Genomic DNA, 14,836 nt, shown 5'->3' with positions numbered 1-14,836 from the left:
CTGCGCCATAGTGTGTCTGGCAATGTTTTCTGTACTTGCAACAGAGCCGGTGTATGGACAGAATGGCAATGGGAATAACGGAGTCAAAACAGGTACAATCAATGTTGCCGCTTCTATTGCCATACCGACTGAAGTTCAGCTCACCACCCTCAGAAACATGAGTCTGGACCAGCAATTGGCAAGCAGGGGACGTGTCAATATTGACCCTGTTACTGATTCACGATCCGGACTGCTGCGTGCAGAAGGGGAGCCCAACGCACTTGTTCAGATCAGCTTCGTCCGGGAACAGTCGCTTAGCCACATGGAAGGCGGGGCAGAGGTGACTTTTGAGTTTGTCATTGCCGGTAATGAGATCGAAGACCAGGCATCGGCAGAAGTGCTGGACCTTGAAAACCGTCAGTATTCTTTAAATGAAGATGGTGAGTATTATTTCTGGATCGGCGGTGAAGTTAATTTGGAAAATGCTTCAAGAGGCAGCTATGAAGGAATGTTTACCGTGGAAATTGAGTACCCATGAGAAGTCAGTATCCACTTGAAAAAAGAATTACCACTCTGTTATGTCACTAAGCGACAAACACAATAACCGGATTGTATATTTGCTGCGACTGGCATTGGCTGCATTTGCAATTCAGCTGGGATTGGCCGCAACATCCGTTTATAGTCAGGAGGTGGATTTTGGATCATTTGTTCCCGACGACGAGCGCTATTCCGTTCATCTTTATGCCGAGCAAAACCTTGAATTCGGAATGATCATTTCCGGTCAGACTGCTCAGGAAGTTATTGATGTGCATAGTGGAGAAGCAGGTATAGTTGCCATCGAAGGTGTCAGTTATCTGGATGTGTTTGTCAATGTTGTCGAGAATCCCGAATACCTGTGGCTGGATGGAGTGGTTACGGCTGACTCACAAAAACGTATTCCGCTTCAGCTCAAATTTGCTTATTCCAATACGGGAGAAGGTTTAAGCGGTTCCCGGGAGCAGTTTTCCGGTACCATGGCCCGCTTTCCCGTAAGAAGACGGGACGGTGGTCCCCCGGGGCCGCCCCCAACGCCCCCTCATTCAGGATATGAACCTCCCAGATCAACTGCATATTTGCTGATAGGAGGTATTCTCGGAGATGGAAGCGGCATACCTTCAGGGATCTTGCCGGGATATTACAGAGCCCAAATCACACTGGAAGTGACATATGATATCTAAGTCGGAATTGTCTTTGCGGGACCGGGTTTCATCCAGGATTACAGTTCCTGTGTTGATGCTGCTTTTTACTGTTCTGTCGGCGGAGGCATCAAGAGCACAATATATTACCCTATCGTTAGACGTGGATTCCGAAATTGTAGCTGAAATGATGCAACCCCTGAGTTTTGGACAGGTGGTACCGAATATGGGAAGCATTCGTATACCACTTGGTGACTCGGAAATGGGAGTTTTCTCCGTGAGCGGGCCCAGAGATATGGTTGTTGAGCTGAATCTGGATTTGCCGGAATACCTCGAGTTCAGCAACGGGAACGGTGACTTCAGAATTCCCGTAGATCTGGAAGTTTCGATGGCCAACAGAAATGAGAATAATATCGATCATGCAGAGCCATTACCTGATCCGAATATCAGGTTTTCTATTTATGAAGATTCCGATGAACAGCAAGTGACCGACAGGACCGCTGCAACAGCTACGGCTTATATCTATGTATACGGCCTGATCGAGGTAGGCGACATACCTGCCGGATCATACGATGCTGATGTCTTTCTGACGGTAGAATATGAATAAACTGTTATACTCTTATATAAAATTAAAAATCATTAATACTAAAACGGGCTCTAAGAACTTTATGCCAATTTTTTTATTGTAAAAACATTAATGAATAATAATTAGGAGTGATGGTGAATTGAATGTACTTTTAAACAAACAGCAATCAAAAAAAGTGATAATCAGGCCGGTATCCTGTGTACTCGTGCATGATTGTCATATCACAAACATATGAGATAAATTATGAAATCAGGAATACTTACCATAATGCTGCTCTTTGCTGTTACAGTGGCAAATGTACATGCCCAGGAAACAGCAGATATAGAAGCTACTGCCAATGTGGTGTCGGCTTTTTCGGTATTTGGTGTAGATAATCTGGAATTCGGTACCGTTACAGCGGGTACTTCAACCAGCATTGAACCGTCAGACAATCAGGCCGGACGTTTTGTAATTGACACCGGTGATGAAAATGTGACATTTACATTCACGCTCCCCACGGAACTTGTGGGCATATCAGGGGTCGCTCTGGATGCAGGCGCTACCATGCCGATCTCCTTCGGAGCCAATGATGGTATTTACAATACGGAAAATGATCCGGCAACCGGTGACATGTTCAGCCCGGTAGATGGTGTTACAACACCGGTAAGCGGTGGTGCCGAGCAGCAGCTTAATGTATTTCTCGGGGGAACAGTTGATCCGCCTTCCAACCAGGAATCAGGCAGCTATTCCGGAGAAATCGTTATCACAGTTGAACAGGATGTTTGATCTGATTTTTCAGACAGATGTTGGAAAGCGGCTGCTCTCTGTGGGTTAGCCGCTTTTTTATTTATATTTACTATTCAAGCCATCGTTTACTTTAAATTACCTTGCAGCATTAACATCAGCGGTGCAATTTTTGGTATAATATCCGGAGTAAGCTTACCTGATTTCAACCATGAAACTATTTATAACATCTTAAGTGTATGGCCACCTTTTTTAAAACTCTGTCACTTGCATTCATTGGTTTACTCATGGCTGTAACCGGCAATGCACTGGCACAGGTTACAATTGCTCCCACAGCTCTTTTCATTGACGATACTTCCAGGTTCGGAACATTTATTGTCATTAACGGTTCGAGCCAAACACAGGAAGTTTCACTCTCTTTTCAGTTTGGTTACCCTGATACCGATGAGAATGGCCAAAGTTTTATGAACTATGATGACGAACAGGCCCGGGAAAAGTATTCTATGGCAGACTGGGTACGTGTATTCCCCAGAAGTTTTACACTGGAACCTGATGAGCGACAAACAGTTCGCATGACAGTAAGACCCCCTCAGGATATTGCTGACGGAACTTACTGGACACGGATTAAAACAGCGTCTAACCCTGCCGTTCCGGATATTGATGATGAAGTAACAGACGGGGTTCAGGCTCAAATCACTTTTCGGTTTGAACAGGTAACTGCAGGGTTTTACAAGCATGGTGATGTAAACACCGGAGTTGAGATCAAGGCAGTGGATGTTAAAGACAGTGGGAATCAAAAAGAAATAGAAGCAGAAGTTGTCCGAACCGGGAATTCCCCGTTTCTTGGTTCTATGTTCCTTACAGTACGCAACAGTGATGATGAAGTAGTCTATGAACGCCGGAAATCAACCACGGTTTACATGGATGTTATCCGCCGGATGGCTTTTGATACTTCGGAATTTTCTTCAGGAGAATACAGTGCTGAAGTCAGATTTGAATCTCAGAGACCTGACATTTCTTCGCGTGATATTGTCCAGACAACACCGGTGACGGAAACAGTTTCATTCCGGATTTCAGAGTAATTTTCTTCCTGTTTTTTCATACGGCTGAGAGATGACAAACCATGCCGGCAATCAGTTTTTTAAAAAAGAAAAAGCGGCAGTTTGTTTGGAATAATCTAATACTTATGCCGGTGCTATTAATGAAACTAATTGCGATTTTATCATACAAAGGTTTGATCTTCAGGATGTTGTTTTCACTTGAAGTATATATCGAGATTGTGCATGAAAAAAATCCAGTCATCTGCTTTTTTACCGTAAACCATTTAAATACACTTATTCGTGAAACTCGTTGTCTGCATTATAGCGATTATGGTGTGGCTGCTGATCCTTCCGGGATCGCCAGACCATAGCCTGAAGCTGTCCGCTATCGCAGCTGACAATGGACCCGATGAGGCGGTTCGGGAAGAAGTATTCCTTGCATTTCGACACAGGGGAGTGGATGAACAGGTCGTGACTGCTATTATGTACAGAGACCGGATATATCTGCCGGTCTCTGAGCTGTTCGATCTGCTGGGAATATATTATCAGACAGATGCCGGGCAGCTTCTGCTTTCCGGTCATTATCTGGAACCAGACAGGAAGTTCCGCCTGGATTTTTCACAATTCCGGGTATCCATAAAAGATGAAACATTCAACTTCTCAATAGACGAGATGTTTGTTGATGAGATGGATTTTTACATGGATCCGGAATTGTTTTCAAAAATATTCAACATGGATTTTCAGATTGACCTGAGCAACCTCTTCCTGCGCCTTCAGTCTCCCGAAACAATGCCGGTGGTTCGCCGATTTGAAAGAAGAGAGCAGCGGGCCAGAATGGAGCTTGGAATACCATATCTGGAGTTCTATTCAGAGGAGTTTGAACGAAGAAGGAGTCTCCTTGGCGGCGGCTTTCTTGATTATTCACTTACTGCCAATATCAGCGACAGGCCTAACAACTACAATTATTCGGGTGCTCTGGGTATGGAGGTGCTGGGTGGCGATCTGCAGGGCGGTTTGTTCGGCGTCTGGACCGAAACCACATCCAGTGTGACGACAAGTAACATGAGATGGCGGTATGTATTTGATGATCAGCCCTGGCTTACACAGCTCTACGTTGGGCAGCATTACTCGGAAGGACTCCAATCCAGACAATTCCGCGGCATTCACCTCACCAATCAGCCGATAATGCCACGGCGTATGCTGGACGATTTTGTTTTCCACGGAACAGCACCAGCCGATTCTGAAGTAGAACTCTTCATTAACAACCGGCTTGTTGATTATCAGATTGTTGATGAAATGGGCACTTATGATCTGACAGTTCCCATGACATATGGCAGCAACCAGGTTCGGCTGATGGTATATGAACCGGATGGAAGAATACGTGAGGATGATCGTCGAATTCAGATTCCGTTTACATTTCTTCCGCCGGGAGAGTTCAATTACAACGTAAGTGCCGGGCGTCTGGAGACTCCTCTGCCGGGATCCCAATCCTATTCTGATATGGCTTCAGCAAAAATGTCGTACGGGGTCTCAAACTGGCTGACGGCTTCTCTCGGAGGGGACTATTACTCAGAAATTCATGACAACAGGCCTCTTTTATATGGCGGGTTGTCGGCAAGATTCTTCGATCAGTATCTCACCAGCATTGATATAGCTCCGGACGCTCTTTACCGTATTTCAACAAGTGCTGTCTATCCAAACTCCGCCAGCTGGGACATTACCTACACTCACTTTACTACCGAAGATGCCATCCACAATGTCGGGCGCTATGACTACGACGCGCGGGCAAATCTCTTCCTTCCGTTTCTCTTCTCAGGAACTCCGTTCAATTTCAGGTTGCACGCCGACAGACAAGCCTTTGGATCCAGAAGCAACAACAGGATCAGAACCGAACTTGGTGTGCGGTTCGGCAGATTGACTCTACGCAGTGGCTACCGTGACACGTTTCGGTATGACGGCAGCGAACGGCTGTCTACAGACGGCCGCTTGACTTCCACCGTTACCTATTCGGCAAGCCGGGCACGTACCACGCCCCGTATGTTCAGAGGTACATACTTCAGGACACAGCTAGATTACAGTCTGAGCCGCGACAAGTTTGAACGAATTGATTTTCAGGTATCCAGGAGAGTTCTTTCCAACGGATGGTTCCGGTTTTCTGCCGGAAGAGACCTGATCAGCCAGAACAATATCTTTGAAGCCGGGCTCACATTTGACTTCAACCGTACCCGTTCAACGACAACAGCCCGCACGGCACGAGGATCATCCTCCGTGCGGCAAAGTCTTCGCGGATCTGTAGGCTTTGATGATTACCATGAACGGATGGTATTCTACAACAGACAACAGGTCGGCCGCGCCGCAGCTTCATTCCGGTTTTTTGTGGATCACAACAACAGCGGAACCTATGATGAAGGAGATGAACTTATTCATGCGGATGCACTGAGACTGGACAGGACTGGAAGAACAAGGCTTCATGATGACGGAATTGTCAGGGTAACGCAACTGCAGCAATACTACAAGGAAAATGTCGAGATCAATACAGGAGCCATTCCCGATCCATTTCTGGTACCATATGTCGGTGACTTTTCTTTCATTGCCGACCCCAACAGGTTCAAACCCATGGATATTCCATTTTATATGAGCGGTGTTGTCGAGGGCATGGTTCTGCGGCAGCAAAGAGGGGAAGACCACGGACTTGGAGGAGTCAGGGTAAGGATACGTCAGCTGGACGGGGACTTCGATAAAACTGTCCGCACTTTTTCAGACGGAAGTTATTACACCATGGAAATTCCCCCTGGCAGATATGAATCATGGGTTGACTCTACTCAGCTTGATTTTCTGGATGTTTACTCCGATCCGGCAATAATGCGCTATGAAGTTGAAGCCACAGCAGAGGGCGACATTCTTGAGGATATGAATTTCGTGCTCTTTGACAGAGTGCCGGAAATGCCTCCTGATGAGATGCCTGTCAGTGAAGATCTGCTGCAGCGCCTGACGGAAAGAGCCGCAAATGCGCTCAGGCTTTTTGCAGCAGCCCAGCAGGCAACGGTTGATCAGGAGCTTGAAAAAGCTCTTGATTTTATTCAGCGATCACTTGATTTGTACGAGACAGATTACGGCCTTGCATTGAAAGGATCGATAAACTATCTGCTTGGACAACGGGAAATTGCCAGAGAATTCTGGGAGCAGGCATCACAAAGGAATCCGGATATTGAGATTCCGGACATGGATGAGCTTGAAAGAAGTATTATACCGGAACGGAACTGACAGCAAAATATCCAACCGCAAACATTACCATTATGCTAAATACACAAAATTTCCCTCTGCTGCTCATTGCTTTGGCTTTGGGTATAAGTCTCTGCCCGGTCCCGTTATCCTATGGATCAGCCGGATCTGTGTCAGCTGGTACTGAATTGGAAGAGAGCAATTACACAGATCAGGAACAAGATGACACACGCACCACCAGGTCCTATACTGTAAAAGAAATTCTTGAGGCGCTGCTTTCGGGAACGGATGCAGAACGCACGGAACAGATTCGTGACGAAGAGCTGTCACAGGATATAGAGCACAGAATTGGTCGTGAGTTACAACGGGCACTGGAGGCTTTTTTTGATCCGAATACGTTCCTGACTGATGTGCGGGCGGATATTTCAAAAAACGTTTACAGTGTTGACGTTCCTGTTCTGCACCGGTGGGAGGAACTGCGCAGGGCTGATGCCGACTTGCCCGGGCTGCCTTTTGTCCCGGAAGCCTATTTGAGAGAATTGCAAATCGAACAAGAGGCTGAACAAATTGACAAGCGTGAGATTCAGTTTCTGGATATTGAAAGGTTTGAAATTACCTTGTATGCTGATTCGTTGTACAGTAATGAAGACCTTGATTTGATGAGTCAAATCGTTGAAAGCAGGGTCAGACTTGATAATGATCGTGGTGACAGGTTTACGATTGAACTTCAGCAGTTCACTAAAGAAGATACCGAAGAGGTGTCATTTTGGGCAGGTGCAGCCGGCTTTGTATCCGGTGCCTTGTCGATGCTGCTTCTGCTGATCATTATTTTTCTTATCTGGTATTTTTATCGGAGACTGTCGGATCAAAGAGAAGCGGAGAACAGAAACCCTTAACAGCGTCACAATTTTTTAAAGAAATAGTATGACCGACAATAAATATTTCCTTCACGGGCGGAATTTGACAGTATTATTTATTTCGATGCTTTTACTGACCGGCGCTCTGGCGTGTACTTCAACCAGCCAGACACCCATGTCTCTGCGGGCTGAAAAAGACAGGGAAGCAGCAGATGAGGATACTCTTGAAAGTGTAACTCCTGAAGAGATTGCGGATGTTAAAACACTGGAAGTATTCAACCGGATGCATGATGAAAACCGGCACTATCTGCAACTTGAGCACGATACGTTCATGAAAACCAACAGAAGTCTTACCAAACATGTGAAAGCCCAGAAAGCATTATTCAAAGGAGATACGGAACTGGCTTATGAATATATTTCGCAGGGATTGAACCGGGACGAAACGGCTGACATGCTGGCTTTGAAAGGATCTGTATATCACTCTATGGGAGATAATGAAAAGGCCGAATATTATTGGAACAAGGCAGTTGAACGCAACACCGATGTTGTTTCAGATCTGTATCCCGGCCTGAAATACTGGTATAGTCAGCGATAAACATTGTTTTTATCAGAATCACAGGACGAATTGGTACCAATTCGCTCATCTTGGTACCATGCAATTGCTTACATTAGTTTACCCAATCAAAACAACAGTTTGTATGAGATTTGCAGATTACGCAAAGATGTATCTTAAGGCAGGTGACGGCGGACCCGGTATGGCCCACTTCCGGCGTGAGAAGTATGTTCCCAAGGGAGGGCCTGATGGCGGAGACGGCGGCGACGGCGGCAACATCATTCTTGAAGGGAACAGTCAGATGAATACCCTGCTTGATCTCAGGTATAAAAAATTTCTGAAGGCCGCAAAAGGGCAGCCGGGCGGATCTTCACAAAAAACAGGAAAAAAAGGCAAGGATGTTATTCTGGGCGTACCCCTCGGAACCGTTGCCTATGAAAGCGAAACAAGAAGATTTATCGGCGAAGTTGTAGAACACGGTGATCAGCTTGTGGTCGCCAGGGGTGGTAAAGGCGGTCTTGGGAACACTCACTTCAAAACGCCGACAAACCAGGCACCTGATTATGCCCAGCCCGGGGAGCCGGGACAGGAAGTAACAGTGGAAATAGAGCTGAAATTAATTGCAGATGTCGGACTTGTTGGTTTTCCAAATGCCGGAAAAAGCACGCTGCTTTCGGCCCTCTCTGCTGCAAGGCCCAAAATTGCCGATTATCCCTTTACAACCATGGAACCGAATCTCGGGGTTGTTCAGATGCCGGATCACCGCAGTTTTGTGATGGCCGATATCCCCGGAATTATCGAAAATGCACATGAAGGAAAAGGGCTGGGGATACAATTTCTGAGGCATATTGAACGAAACAAGGTGTTGTTATTTGTCATCAATGCGATGAGTGATATTGAGAGCGAATTCAGTATTCTTTGTGCTGAACTGGAAGCCTACCGAAAGGATCTGATGGATAAACCCAAAATGGCGGTTATTACTCATATGGACCTGCTGCCAGAATTCAAGCTGGACAAGGAGGTGGCGCTGGACATACCCAAACTGGAAATATCAGCTGTTACCGGATACCAGACGGATATACTCAAGGAGCACATCTGGAAATTGCTAAATGAAAACCAAAAAGTACGATATTAATGACCACATTCGTGCCGGTGTAGCTCTTTCAATGATTCCGGATGTTGGAGCTGGTAAAATCAACAGGCTCTTCAAAGCCTGTCCTTCTCCCATGACCGTATTTTCCACCGGATGGGAAGCGCTGACCAGAATCAAGGGAATTGGGGCAGCTGCGGCAAAGTCCATCCATAATTTCAAAGACTGGGAAAAAGTAGACAACACCATAAACAGGGCACTTGAACAGGGTTACAAGCTACTGGGGCCGCATGATTCCCATTATCCGGAACTGCTGAAACACATCTACGATCCCCCTGCTGTGATTTGGGTAAAAGGGAATACCGAAGCTTTGAAAAAAAGCTTTATTGCCGTAATTGGGACACGCAATCCGACGTCCTGGGGCCGGGATGTGACCAAAAAAATCACACAGTCGATTCTCGCGGCTCTTGATGTTGGTATAGTCAGTGGCCTTGCATATGGTGTGGATACCGCAGCTCATCGCACCACTATTGAAAACGGTGGCTGCACCGTTGCCATTCTTGGTTCTGGACTGGATAACATATATCCCCGAAGCAACAGGAATCTTGCCAGCCAAATCATAAAAAGCGGGGGTGCTGTTTTGAGCGAATATCCACCCGGAACAAAACCGGAGTCTCATCACTTTCCTGTGAGAAACCGCCTCGTCAGCGGAATGTCACTTGGTGTGGTGATTACAGAAACCAGATTTACCGGTGGGAGCAGAATTACATTGAACACTGCGCTCGATCAGGGCAGGGAGGTGTTCATAGTACCGCATGATATTCGCAATAACAGCGGAAGGGGCTGTAATGAATTTATAAGAAACGGATGGGGCAAACTGATTTGTGATGTCAATGACATTGCTGACGAGCTGCCGCAGCATCTTTTGAAAATAAGTATCAAACACCACCGGAGGCAGCCGGATGCGCAGGGAAAAAGGCCCGGTAAACGCAATGATGGTGAAAGCACAAGATTAAAGGCGCGGCAAAACGACATAATTACCTTTCTTAAAGGGAAAACAGAAGATATTGATATTATTTCGGCAAGTTTGTCCATTCCGGCCAATGAATTGCTGCACGAGCTGTTAGAGCTTGAATTAGCCGGCAGAGTCACTCAGAAGCCTGGTAAAAGATTCACGGCCAGTGAGTGGTGAAATCATCTTTTTTGTATCTTTGTTCATTATTTCCATCCATTACTTTACGAAAGACTGTATTTCATAACATTTTTTCTAAATGGAATCATCCTGAATACAATTGGTTAGCTGCATGTTCCAGGTTCGACACACAATCATATCAGATGATATTGCAACATTCAAATTCTCCTGTGATCTCGCACGTTGCAAAGGGGGATGCTGCGTAGTAGGGGAAGCCGGAGCTCCTGTCACGGTTTCTGAAATACCGGTACTGAACAAGGCCTGGAGTCTGCTCGGGCATGAATTGAGGCCAAGAGCAAGGCAGGTTGTCAAAGCAGAAGGTCTGATAAAAAACGGTTATAAAAGACCGGAAATAAATTGCACTGATGGTGCCGAGTGTGTATTTGTCACTTATAATGAACAAAATGTAGCCTTGTGTGGTATTCAAAAAGCGTGGATGGAAGGCCGGTTTAACTGGATCAAGCCGTTAAGTTGTGAGCTGTTTCCTGTCAGGGTGATGGAAGTTGCTGATACACATTACCTTAATCTTGAGTATGTTCCCGAGCTTTGTTCCGCAGGATGTGAACGTGGTAAGGCCGAGGGTGTTTATCTGGCGGATTTTCTAAAAGACCCGCTTGTGCGGGCGTATGGCAGCAAATGGTATGCTGATTTTCTCGAAGCATGCAATGAAGTGAGAATGCGGACCGGAGCAGCAGTATGATCAGGCAAAGTCAATCCATCGGACAGAGGCAGTCTCTGCAGCAGCGGTTATCACCGCAGCAGATTCAGTACATTAAACTGCTTCAGTTACCGACTCTTCTGCTGGAGCAGAAAGTGAAGCAGGAAATTGAGACCAATCCGGTTCTGGAAGTTGAAGAAGAGAACATCGAAGAAAGCGCTGAACAGCCGGAGCAGCCTGAAAATGAGACTGACGAAAACCCGGAGCCCGCATCAGCTGAAGAAGATACAGCAAAGCAGGAAGATAGTTCTGACGACGGAAGCGATGATGTATCCCCTGTTGATGAAAACGAGGAAATTGACTGGGAAACCTATTTCCATGATGATGAAGGCGGTTATTCAGCACAGTACAGCAAGGATCAGGAGGAATGGCAGAATCTTCCCAAGCCTTATAAAACAAGCTTCATGGAGAACATCGAGCGGCAGGTAGCTTTGCTCGATCTGGATGAGAGACAACGGAAAGTGGCTGATCAGATCATCGGATCCATTGATCCTGACGGATATCTCAGACGTGATATCGACTCCATCATAGATGCCGTGGCCTTCAATGACGGCGTGGTAGTGTCAAACGAAGAAGCAGAGCATGTGCTGCGAAAAATTCAAAAGCTGGATCCGCCGGGCATTGCAGCACGAAACCTTCGTGAATGCCTTGTTACTCAGCTCGAGGTAATGGAATCATCCCATCCCTCAAAAAAAGTGGCTATGGATATTCTCACCAAAGCCTGGCCGCAGTTCGAAAAAAAGCATTATGACAAAATTCAGCAAAAACTGAACCTCACCGAAGATCAGTTGCGGGAAGCATATCAGATTATCATGATGCTTGACCCCAAGCCGGGTGAGACGGATGAGTATCTGAACCCGGACCAGTTCATAGTACCTGATTTCGAGGTCTGCTACGAAGAGGCCGCAGAGGGACAGGACCCGGAAGCCGGCGAGTTTGTAATCCGGCTGAACAGCAGAAACATGCCGAATATCCGGATCTCCAGACACTATAAAGAGATGTGGGATGAGATGAATCGCAGGGACAGCAGAAAGGACAATGGCGGCAACGATAAGAATGGCAGCGATCGCCAGACGCGTCAGTTCATAAAAGATAAAATGGAGTCAGCACGCTGGTTTATCGAAAGCATACGCCAAAGACAGCACACGTTAATGGCTGTAATGAAGACGATCGTCGCATTGCAGGAAGACTTTTTCAAAACCGGAAGCGGGATCAAACCCATGATTTTGAAAGATGTCGCCGACCGTATTCAGATGGATATATCCACCGTCTCGCGTGTTGTGAATGGAAAATACGTCCAGACACCTTTTGGGGTTTATGAACTGAAATATTTTTTCACGGAGGGGATGGAAACAGAAAGCGGGGAGTCTGTTTCTAACAGGGAAATTAAGAATATACTTCTGGAGCTGGTGCAAAATGAGGACAAATCATCGCCGCTGAGTGATAAAGCCCTTGCAGATGCGCTTGAAAAAAAAGGATATCCGGTTGCGCGCCGGACCATAAGCAAGTACAGGGAGCAGCTCAATATTCCCGTAGCCAGGATGCGAAAGTCCATTGGTTAAAAAACGGCAATTCTGCATCCATAGCTCAGGCTGATGCCAGTGATGCAGCCAGATCCCATGCTTTCAATAAATCAAAACCGAAAATAAGCCACGAAAGAACGGTAGTGCTTACCAGAATGAAGAGCACATAGGTTCCTGTCATATAAAATGGTGAAGTCGGAATAATTCGTCTCATGTTGTAGGCAGATGTGAAAAAGCTGACAAACATGATTCCGAAAAAAACGACAATTAAAGTTGAAGCAAGCAGTGTATCCGGAAATGAGCGCATTAATATCACACCAAATGTCACAATGAGAAAATTGATGTGATTAGGCCAGAGAACAAAGGTAGAAATCTGATCTGTGTGACCATGCTGCCTGTTGGCAATACGAATCCAGATGATCTGGACACCCAGTAACAAAGCTGTTACGGCAAAGAAAAGTAAAAAAAAGACTCCCGGACTGCTCCAGTGGTAAGGTATTATGGGTGTATAAAACATCAGTGCTTCACGCGAGATCGGATCCAGAACCATATCTGAAATTGCGAATCCCAAAATTCCCGCAAGTATGCAGGTTATTGCATACATGATCAGTCCGTCCACAGGCAGACGAATACGCCGAAGCAATATGTCGTTGACAAAAAAGTCATAGTTCAGGAAAAATCGGGCTATCGATTTCCTGTAAACCGGATTCATTCGATAATATCCGGCATAAACCAGCCAGAAGAGAAATAGCAGCACCATTGACCCGTTCAGGTCACGATCCTGGTCGGCAGGCGCAGGGTTTGCAAACCTGGCATCATCAACCTTCTGGTAATAATGGGTGATTTCGGACAGATTGTTTTTCATGTTACCCTCATTCTCACCGGCGTTCTTTAAAAACCAGTCCCGGTTGAAAAACACAGGGATGTCGCGCATATCCTCCATCAGAGACATCAAATGCTGAAAATCCCGCAGATCAAGAGTTTCGCTGCGGGGACGGTAGTAAACACCCGTGACATCGGGTCCGGCAGCAAGTCTGTTCTCAAGCTCTCCGGCATTTTCCACATACAAAAGTATGCCGTCAAAAGGATCCAGACGGGTTCCGGTTAAAGGCCGCAGATCCAGTGTAAAGATCATCCGGTCCGATCTGTAAGGTTCCGACAAAGAGGCTAGTCTGCCTGGCAAGTTGCGTTCCTGCCAGCTTCCGTAAGAAAACAGGCCGAAACCCTTCACAAAGTCATAATTTGTGAGGTTGCTCATTATCGAGTCGGCGCGCTGGAAGTATCCGAATTTGTCGGACATCAACCGGTACGGGACGGGATAATACTCAGGAATCAGTACATATGCAGAAAGGTCATAATTCTGAATAGCCTCCCTGGTTTCCTCAGACGGGATTTCTTGCAACAGAACCCAGCTGATACCACTGCGTTCGATTACTTCGGCATCACCGGATGCAATGGAGTCAGCATCAGATTCGGGATAAAGAATTCCGAAAGACCGGTGCCCCAAAGCCGGGTCTGTCATTAAGAAAATTGCGATGATTCCGGTAAGCAGAATCAGGATGGGTCTTGCCATTGGATGCATGGAAATAATCAGACCTCGACTGCTTTCTCCTGGTGATCCAGCGGAATTTCCCGTGTCTGTTTGAACGTGGACAATACAATGTTGGAGCGGGTCTTTTTCACTCCTTCCCATGACTGAATTCGCGACAATAGCTTCTCAAGCGATACCGTATTTTCTGTTGTTATCTTGAGAATGTGGGATCCGTCACCGGTTATGGAATGACACTCCTGCACTTCCGGTTCGAGCACAACTTTTTCAACGAAAGAGCCATGGTAGCTTGAGTTGTCAACTTCCACAAAAATAAACGCAACTATATCGAAATTGAATTTCTGAGCATTCAAAACGGCATGGTACCCGTCAATCAGCTTTTTTTCTTCCAGTTTCCGCATCCTTTCGGATACCGACGGCACGGACAGATTGACAATTTTAGCCAGTTTGTTTCGCTGAGCACGTCCGTTTTTTTGCAAATGCTTCAGTATGGCAATGTCAATTTCATCAAGGTGGTGCATTTGTATAAAATAGATTTGGGTTCTAAATAAGTTGTAATCTGTGTGGAATTTAACCTAAAAAAATTAGGCAGTCAAGTCTGTTTTGTCAGGATATCAACGATAAACCAT

General features: G+C 46.1%; 14 protein-coding genes. 12 read left to right on the top strand and 2 right to left on the bottom strand.

Annotated features, from left to right (window positions below; all coding sequences use genetic code 11):
* Positions 1-22 precede the first annotated feature (22 nt).
* The 12 genes from NATSA_RS00460 (at position 23) to rpoN (ending at position 12,697) form a co-directional block, all read left to right on the top strand.
* On the top strand, positions 23-517 hold the full coding sequence (locus tag NATSA_RS00460; protein WP_210509359.1) for a hypothetical protein: 495 nt from the start codon (positions 23-25) through the stop codon (positions 515-517).
* A gap of 40 nt (positions 518-557) precedes the next feature.
* Positions 558-1,196: a hypothetical protein gene (locus NATSA_RS00455; protein WP_210509358.1), complete on the top strand. Its 639-nt coding sequence runs from the start codon at positions 558-560 to the stop codon at positions 1,194-1,196.
* A 145-nt stretch (positions 1,197-1,341) separates the two neighbouring features.
* The gene (locus NATSA_RS00450) at positions 1,342-1,761 is read left to right on the top strand and encodes a hypothetical protein (protein ID WP_210509357.1); all 420 of its coding nucleotides are present in this window, start codon (positions 1,342-1,344) and stop codon (positions 1,759-1,761) included.
* Positions 1,762-1,983: 222 nt separating this feature from the next.
* Positions 1,984-2,505: a DUF4402 domain-containing protein gene (locus NATSA_RS00445; protein ID WP_210509356.1), complete on the top strand. Its 522-nt coding sequence runs from the start codon at positions 1,984-1,986 to the stop codon at positions 2,503-2,505.
* Between the two features lie 197 nt (positions 2,506-2,702).
* Positions 2,703-3,545 (top strand): fimbrial biogenesis chaperone, encoded by an 843-nt coding sequence (locus NATSA_RS00440; protein ID WP_210509355.1) that lies wholly within the window; start codon positions 2,703-2,705, stop codon positions 3,543-3,545.
* A gap of 258 nt (positions 3,546-3,803) precedes the next feature.
* Positions 3,804-6,767, top strand: a complete 2,964-nt coding sequence (locus tag NATSA_RS00435; protein ID WP_210509354.1) for a fimbria/pilus outer membrane usher protein — start codon at positions 3,804-3,806, stop codon at positions 6,765-6,767.
* 32 nt (positions 6,768-6,799) lie between these two features.
* Positions 6,800-7,621 carry a hypothetical protein gene (locus NATSA_RS00430; protein ID WP_210509353.1) on the top strand — a complete coding sequence of 274 codons (822 nt, stop codon included), beginning with the start codon at positions 6,800-6,802 and terminating at the stop codon, positions 7,619-7,621.
* Positions 7,622-7,706: 85 nt separating this feature from the next.
* Entirely contained in the window at positions 7,707-8,177 is a 471-nt protein-coding gene (locus NATSA_RS00425; RefSeq protein ID WP_210509352.1) for a tetratricopeptide repeat protein, read from the top strand.
* Between the two features lie 103 nt (positions 8,178-8,280).
* Entirely contained in the window at positions 8,281-9,270 is a 990-nt protein-coding gene (gene obgE / locus NATSA_RS00420; RefSeq protein WP_210509351.1) for a GTPase ObgE, read from the top strand.
* Entirely contained in the window at positions 9,245-10,417 is a 1,173-nt protein-coding gene (gene dprA, locus NATSA_RS00415; protein WP_210509350.1) for a DNA-processing protein DprA, read from the top strand. The genes obgE and dprA overlap by 26 nt, the downstream gene beginning before the upstream one ends.
* A 112-nt stretch (positions 10,418-10,529) precedes the next feature.
* Positions 10,530-11,117 carry a DUF3109 family protein gene (locus NATSA_RS00410; RefSeq protein ID WP_210509349.1) on the top strand — a complete coding sequence of 196 codons (588 nt, stop codon included), beginning with the start codon at positions 10,530-10,532 and terminating at the stop codon, positions 11,115-11,117.
* Entirely contained in the window at positions 11,114-12,697 is a 1,584-nt protein-coding gene (gene rpoN, locus NATSA_RS00405) for an RNA polymerase factor sigma-54 (RefSeq protein ID WP_210509348.1), read from the top strand. Before NATSA_RS00410 ends, rpoN begins: the two co-directional genes overlap by 4 nt.
* A 25-nt stretch (positions 12,698-12,722) precedes the next feature.
* Here rpoN and NATSA_RS00400 read toward each other — a convergent pair whose 3' ends face one another.
* On the bottom strand, positions 12,723-14,231 hold the full coding sequence (locus NATSA_RS00400) for a hypothetical protein (protein ID WP_210509347.1): 1,509 nt from the start codon (positions 14,229-14,231) through the stop codon (positions 12,723-12,725).
* 17 nt (positions 14,232-14,248) lie between these two features.
* Positions 14,249-14,728, bottom strand: coding sequence for an Lrp/AsnC family transcriptional regulator (locus NATSA_RS00395; RefSeq protein ID WP_210509346.1), 480 nt, complete (start codon positions 14,726-14,728; stop codon positions 14,249-14,251).
* Between the last annotated feature and the right edge of the window lie 108 nt (positions 14,729-14,836).

This window comes from Natronogracilivirga saccharolytica (assembly GCF_017921895.1).
Lineage (GTDB): Bacteria > Bacteroidota > Rhodothermia > Balneolales > Natronogracilivirgulaceae > Natronogracilivirga > Natronogracilivirga saccharolytica.
The sequence above is the reverse complement of the archived record's forward strand: the minus strand, read 5'-3'. Positions and strand labels throughout refer to the sequence as shown.

Excerpts from the sequence above, each read along its gene's own strand:
- NATSA_RS00455 (WP_210509358.1), top strand. The coding sequence starts at position 558 with ATGTCACTAAGCGACAAACACAATAACCGGATTGTATATTTGCTGCGA.
- NATSA_RS00400 (WP_210509347.1), bottom strand. The coding sequence starts at position 14,231 with ATGGCAAGACCCATCCTGATTCTGCTTACCGGAATCATCGCAATTTTC.
- NATSA_RS00440 (WP_210509355.1), top strand. The coding sequence starts at position 2,703 with ATGGCCACCTTTTTTAAAACTCTGTCACTTGCATTCATTGGTTTACTC.
- NATSA_RS00425 (WP_210509352.1), top strand. The coding sequence starts at position 7,707 with ATGCTTTTACTGACCGGCGCTCTGGCGTGTACTTCAACCAGCCAGACA.
- NATSA_RS00450 (WP_210509357.1), top strand. The coding sequence starts at position 1,342 with ATGATGCAACCCCTGAGTTTTGGACAGGTGGTACCGAATATGGGAAGC.
- NATSA_RS00445 (WP_210509356.1), top strand. The coding sequence starts at position 1,984 with ATGAAATCAGGAATACTTACCATAATGCTGCTCTTTGCTGTTACAGTG.
- NATSA_RS00410 (WP_210509349.1), top strand. The coding sequence starts at position 10,530 with ATGTTCCAGGTTCGACACACAATCATATCAGATGATATTGCAACATTC.
- rpoN (WP_210509348.1), top strand. The coding sequence starts at position 11,114 with ATGATCAGGCAAAGTCAATCCATCGGACAGAGGCAGTCTCTGCAGCAG.
- obgE (WP_210509351.1), top strand. The coding sequence starts at position 8,281 with ATGAGATTTGCAGATTACGCAAAGATGTATCTTAAGGCAGGTGACGGC.
- NATSA_RS00460 (WP_210509359.1), top strand. The coding sequence starts at position 23 with ATGTTTTCTGTACTTGCAACAGAGCCGGTGTATGGACAGAATGGCAAT.
- dprA (WP_210509350.1), top strand. The coding sequence starts at position 9,245 with ATGAAAACCAAAAAGTACGATATTAATGACCACATTCGTGCCGGTGTA.
- NATSA_RS00395 (WP_210509346.1), bottom strand. The coding sequence starts at position 14,728 with ATGCACCACCTTGATGAAATTGACATTGCCATACTGAAGCATTTGCAA.
- NATSA_RS00430 (WP_210509353.1), top strand. The coding sequence starts at position 6,800 with ATGCTAAATACACAAAATTTCCCTCTGCTGCTCATTGCTTTGGCTTTG.